This is a genomic window from Candidatus Paceibacterota bacterium (assembly GCA_028714275.1).
Lineage (GTDB): Bacteria > Patescibacteriota > Minisyncoccia > Phycocordibacterales > CAINVO01 > CAINVO01.
The window spans coordinates 1-4,453 of the sequence record JAQTMP010000052.1; the positions used below are offsets into that span (position 1 = coordinate 1).

5 protein-coding genes are annotated in these 4,453 nt (G+C 44.0%); all 5 read left to right on the top strand.

Annotation, left to right across the window (positions count from 1 at the left end; genetic code table 11):
• The first annotated feature begins 210 nt into the window (after positions 1-210).
• Positions 211-441, top strand: coding sequence for a hypothetical protein (locus tag PHF79_03905; protein ID MDD5318925.1), 231 nt, complete (start codon positions 211-213; stop codon positions 439-441).
• Positions 442-456: 15 nt separating this feature from the next.
• Positions 457-948, top strand: a complete 492-nt coding sequence (locus tag PHF79_03910) for a PH domain-containing protein (protein ID MDD5318926.1) — start codon at positions 457-459, stop codon at positions 946-948.
• Between the two features lie 39 nt (positions 949-987).
• On the top strand, positions 988-2,517 hold the full coding sequence (locus PHF79_03915) for an efflux RND transporter periplasmic adaptor subunit (GenBank protein ID MDD5318927.1): 1,530 nt from the start codon (positions 988-990) through the stop codon (positions 2,515-2,517).
• A 4-nt stretch (positions 2,518-2,521) separates the two neighbouring features.
• Complete coding sequence (locus tag PHF79_03920) at positions 2,522-3,772, top strand: hypothetical protein (GenBank protein MDD5318928.1); 1,251 nt, start codon at positions 2,522-2,524, stop codon at positions 3,770-3,772.
• A gap of 18 nt (positions 3,773-3,790) precedes the next feature.
• Positions 3,791-4,453 (top strand): ABC transporter ATP-binding protein (locus PHF79_03925; protein ID MDD5318929.1); only part of this gene is annotated, 663 nt, incomplete at its 3' end.

Genomic DNA, 4,453 nt, shown 5'->3' on the forward strand with positions numbered 1-4,453 from the left:
TCAAGGTAGTCTGGCCGTGATCCACGTGAGCGATGATAGCGATGTTGCGAATTGCCATACAGTTTTAGGGGCTTTTTGTAATTTTGGAGTAAGAAAGCGACGAAGCGCTAGTTGTTTATATATACCATTAAAACTTAAAGAAAGCGATCTGCGAGAATAAATAAATGGCCTTTCTCACTAAAGCACTCAAATTTGCTATAATGGAGGTCAATGAACATCATAAATGTAGCTTCAAAAGCCAGCTTGGTGGTTTATTTGCTGCCGTGGGTAGTGGTCACGATAGTTTGGGTTGTTTTTAGCTTCGTTGCTGTGCACCAATGGAATAATTTTTCTTTGGCCGGAAGCCGGCTAAGTGGTCTGCTGCCGCGGCTCTATTTTATTCTGAGCCTCCTTTTATTGGGCTTGAGTGGGCTGTTGATTGTCATTGCCTATATTTATTAATATCAGCCATAAAATATGATTACCTTAAATCCAAGTGAGAAATTGATCAAAGTCATCCGTCGGCACACTCTGGCTTTTTTGATTGAATCCTTCATTTTATTTGTGGCGGCCATCGCTCCGATTATTTTTTATAAAATAGACACCCTCCTTTTTGGCGGGCTTTATTTTGGATTTGCGGGGACCAGTTTTTTGGCAGCGTTGGGGTACTATGGTCTTTGGCTGGTGATCCTTTCTATCCTAGGAGCTGTTGCGGTTTCGGACCACTACTTAGACATTTGGATTTTGACCGACAAAAGAATTATCGATGTCCGGCAGACGGCTATTTTTTCCAGAGAAATTCATAGCCTCAAACTTTCGGATATTGTGGAGGCGAGCCTAATAGAACAAAATTCTTTTCAAAAAAAGCACAACTACGGTACTATAGTAGTAAAGAGTAAAGATAGCCGGCATATTTTAGTTGAGGAAGTGCCCAGCCCAGAAAAAGTGAGAGTAATGATCCATTCATGATAGCCTGATTTTTTAGAAGCTTAACAGAACATCTTAACAATGAAAAAAGACAAAAATTTTATCGTGGATTTTATTTTAAAAAACCCTTGGATTTCTGGACTAATAGCTGTAGTGGTAGTCGGTGGCGGCGCTTTTGCCTTTGTGAGAAATGGGTCCAATCAGGACGGACAGACTTTTGTGGTTTCTCCTACAGAATTTATTCAGGTAGTTTCGATTAGTGGAAAGGTAGTGCCAGCTGAAACAGTTGACTTAGCCTTTGAGACTGCCGGTAAAATCGCTGGAGTAAACGTCTCGGTAGGGGACAAAGTCAGTCAGGGATCCACTCTCGCTTTTCTTTCAAATGGGCAGCTCAAGGCTTCCCTTGAGGAAGAGCAGGCTAGATTGGCTCAGATAGAACAGGGCAGTCGGCCAGAAGATGTCGCCGTCACTCAATCAAGTGTTGATGCAGCCTCCTCATCTCTCGTCGATGCCAAACAAATTCTCATCTCAGCCATCAAAGATGCTTACGCCAAATCAGATGATGCGGTAGAAAATAAAACTGACCAGTACTACAACAATCCAAAAAGTGTTTTACCAGAAATTTTTGCTTTTGATAACTATCCTTTACGCCTGTCTTTAAACGATCAAAGGTTGAAGATCGGAAAATTACTTTCTGATTGGAACACAGCTTTGGCTACGCTCACTCCTGAAACCTATACGCCGACTGTCCTTGCTCAGACCCAAAACAATCTTGCCATTATAAGCTCATTTTTAAATGACGCCACTGTGGCGGTGTCTACATTTAAAGCGGATACGGCTCTCACTCAATCATCTATCGACAAATACCGCGCGGACACATCTACTGCTCGGGCCAATGTCAGTACCGCCACAGCGGCTCTCAACAGCGCATCTCAAAGCTATACCGCAGCTTCTTCAAGTCTAGATACAGCTCAAAGTCAGCTGACTCTTAAAAAAGCGGGGGCAACAACGGCTGATATTGATATCCAGTCGGCAGCCGTTGATCGAGCAGCTGCCGCCTTGGCGCAAAGCATCATCACGGCTCCTTTTGCAGGTACAATCACTAGGGTAGACGCTAAGACCGGTGAAATAGCTTCGCCGAATACTCCAGTGATAGGGCTTATTAGCTCATCTCAATATGAAATAGAGAGTTATATTCCTGAAGCGGATATTGCTAAGGTAAAGGTCGGACAGTCGGCAAGTATTACCCTAGACGCCTACGGTCCAAATGTGATTTTTAATGCCAAAGTCACAGCCGTTGATCCAGCGGAGACCATCAAAGACGGTGTCTCGACTTATAAAACCACTTTTCAGTTTTTGGCTTCGGACAACCGCATCCGATCAGGTATGACAGCTTCCATCAGTATTCAAGTGGATGACCGAACAGGTATCTTGGTTGTTCCTCAGAGCGCCCTATTTATAAAAAATGATCAAAAGATGGTCACGGTCAAAAATGGCAAGAATACTGAAAACAGAGTGATTGTGACTGGAGCGCTTGACGCAAAAGGGAATGCCGAAGTCATTTCCGGGCTCTCAGCCGGAGAAACCATTTTGTTGAATCCAAAAAATTAATATCATGTCACTTATTCCCATCCGCGTCGGATTTTTTCTGGCAGTGAGACAGATCAAGCATGCAAGCTTGTGGACTACGGTCCTGATTATTTTTGTCATGACCCTGACTTTTCTCAATCTCGTCGTGGTCAACGGAGTGCTGGTCGGCTTGATTCAAAGCTCGGTCGAAGCTGAGCGGGCAAAATACACAGGCGATATTATCATTTCAAATCTCAACCAAAAACCATACATTGAGCGCACCACTTCTATTTTGAGCGTGGTGCAGGCTCTTCCAGGTCTTTTGAATTATTCCGGCCGATATCTGGCCAGTGGGGTCATCGAGGCTGGCTATAAAACTAAAGTCCGCCCAGAGGATATCACTGAAAGCGCGGGTGGAGTGATTGCGGGCATTGATCCTGTTAAAGAGGACGCGGTCACCGGCTTGTCACATTATATGGTTGAGGGTTCGTATCTTTTACCTACAGACTATGATCAGATTTTGATTGGGGCCAACCTGCTTTACAAATATACGCCCATTGATACCCCAGGCCTAAAAAATCTCAAGACGGCTGGACTTGGATCAAAAGTGCGACTAGTGATTGGTTCGACTACGCGCGAAGTGACTATCAAAGGCATTGTCAAAAGTAAAGTCGGAGAGCTCGATCAACGTATTTTTATGGTAGACACTCAGCTTCGCGATATTATTGGCCGGACGGATTTAAACATGAATGAGATAGCCATCAAACTTCTCCCCGGGGCGGATGTGCTTCGGGCCAAACAAGTACTTTTAGATAATGGCTTTGATCAGGTGGCCAAGATCCAGACTTTTGAGGAGGCCCAGCCAAAGTTTTTGAAAGATATTTCGGACACATTTGCCATTCTTGGAAACCTGATCGGCAGTATCGGTTTGGCGGTGGCTTCTATTACTATCTTCATTGTGATTTTTGTAAATGCCATCACTCGCCGCAAATTTATTGGTATTCTCAAGGGAATCGGGGTTGATTCTCGGGCCATTGAATATTCATATATTTTCCAATCTATTTTTTATGCGATGGCAGGGACAGGGATTGGCTGGCTGGTGCTTTACGGATTTTTGGTCCCATATATAGTCGCTCATCCAATCAATTTTCCCTTTAGTGATGGCATACTGTATGCGCCAGTGCCAGGGTCGTTGCTGCGTGTAGGCATTCTCTTGATTACGACAGTGATTGCTGGGTACATTCCAGCTAGACTGATAGTCAAGAGAAATACGCTGGATGCTATTTTAGGAAGATAAAATTTGAGGAAAAAATTTATGATAGAAATAAAAAACTTAGTAAAAACATATCACGACGGGACAGTCGAAACGCACGTACTAAAGGGTATCAATCTTTCCATTAAGTCTGGAGAATTCGTTTCTATTATGGGGCGTTCCGGAGCGGGTAAAAGCACTTTGCTTTATCAAGTAAGTCTGCTTGATCACCCGACCGGCGGGAAGATTATTTTAAATGGCGTGGACACGACCTCTATGACGAGTGATGAACGAACCAAGTTTCGTCTACATAAACTCGGCTATGTTTTTCAAGATTATGCTTTGCTGCCCGATCTGACAGCCTGTGAAAATGTTGCCTTGCCACTCATAATGCAAGGCCTGTCTCCAAAAGCAGCGTACAAGCTTGCTGATGAGGCTTTGGTGCGAGTAGGCTTGGGTCACCGGCTTCACAATTTGCCTAGCCAATTGTCTGGTGGAGAGCAACAGCGTGTTAGTGTTTCGCGAGCCATTGCTCACAAGCCAACCATTCTTTTTGCTGATGAGCCGACTGCCAACCTCGATACAGAATCATCAAAAAGTGTCATCGATATTTTTAAGGAATTACATAAAAATGGGCAGACTATCATCATGGTCACCCATGAAGAAGAATATGGAAAAATGACTGAGCGGACTATCAAGCTGAACGATGGAGAAGTGGTCGAAGAT

What these genes read in the sequence shown, in the direction of transcription:
- PHF79_03905 (MDD5318925.1), top strand. Translation starts at nt 211, where the DNA reads ATGAACATCATAAATGTAGCTTCAAAAGCCAGCTTGGTGGTTTATTTG.
- PHF79_03910 (MDD5318926.1), top strand. Translation starts at nt 457, where the DNA reads ATGATTACCTTAAATCCAAGTGAGAAATTGATCAAAGTCATCCGTCGG.
- PHF79_03915 (MDD5318927.1), top strand. Translation starts at nt 988, where the DNA reads ATGAAAAAAGACAAAAATTTTATCGTGGATTTTATTTTAAAAAACCCT.
- PHF79_03920 (MDD5318928.1), top strand. Translation starts at nt 2,522, where the DNA reads ATGTCACTTATTCCCATCCGCGTCGGATTTTTTCTGGCAGTGAGACAG.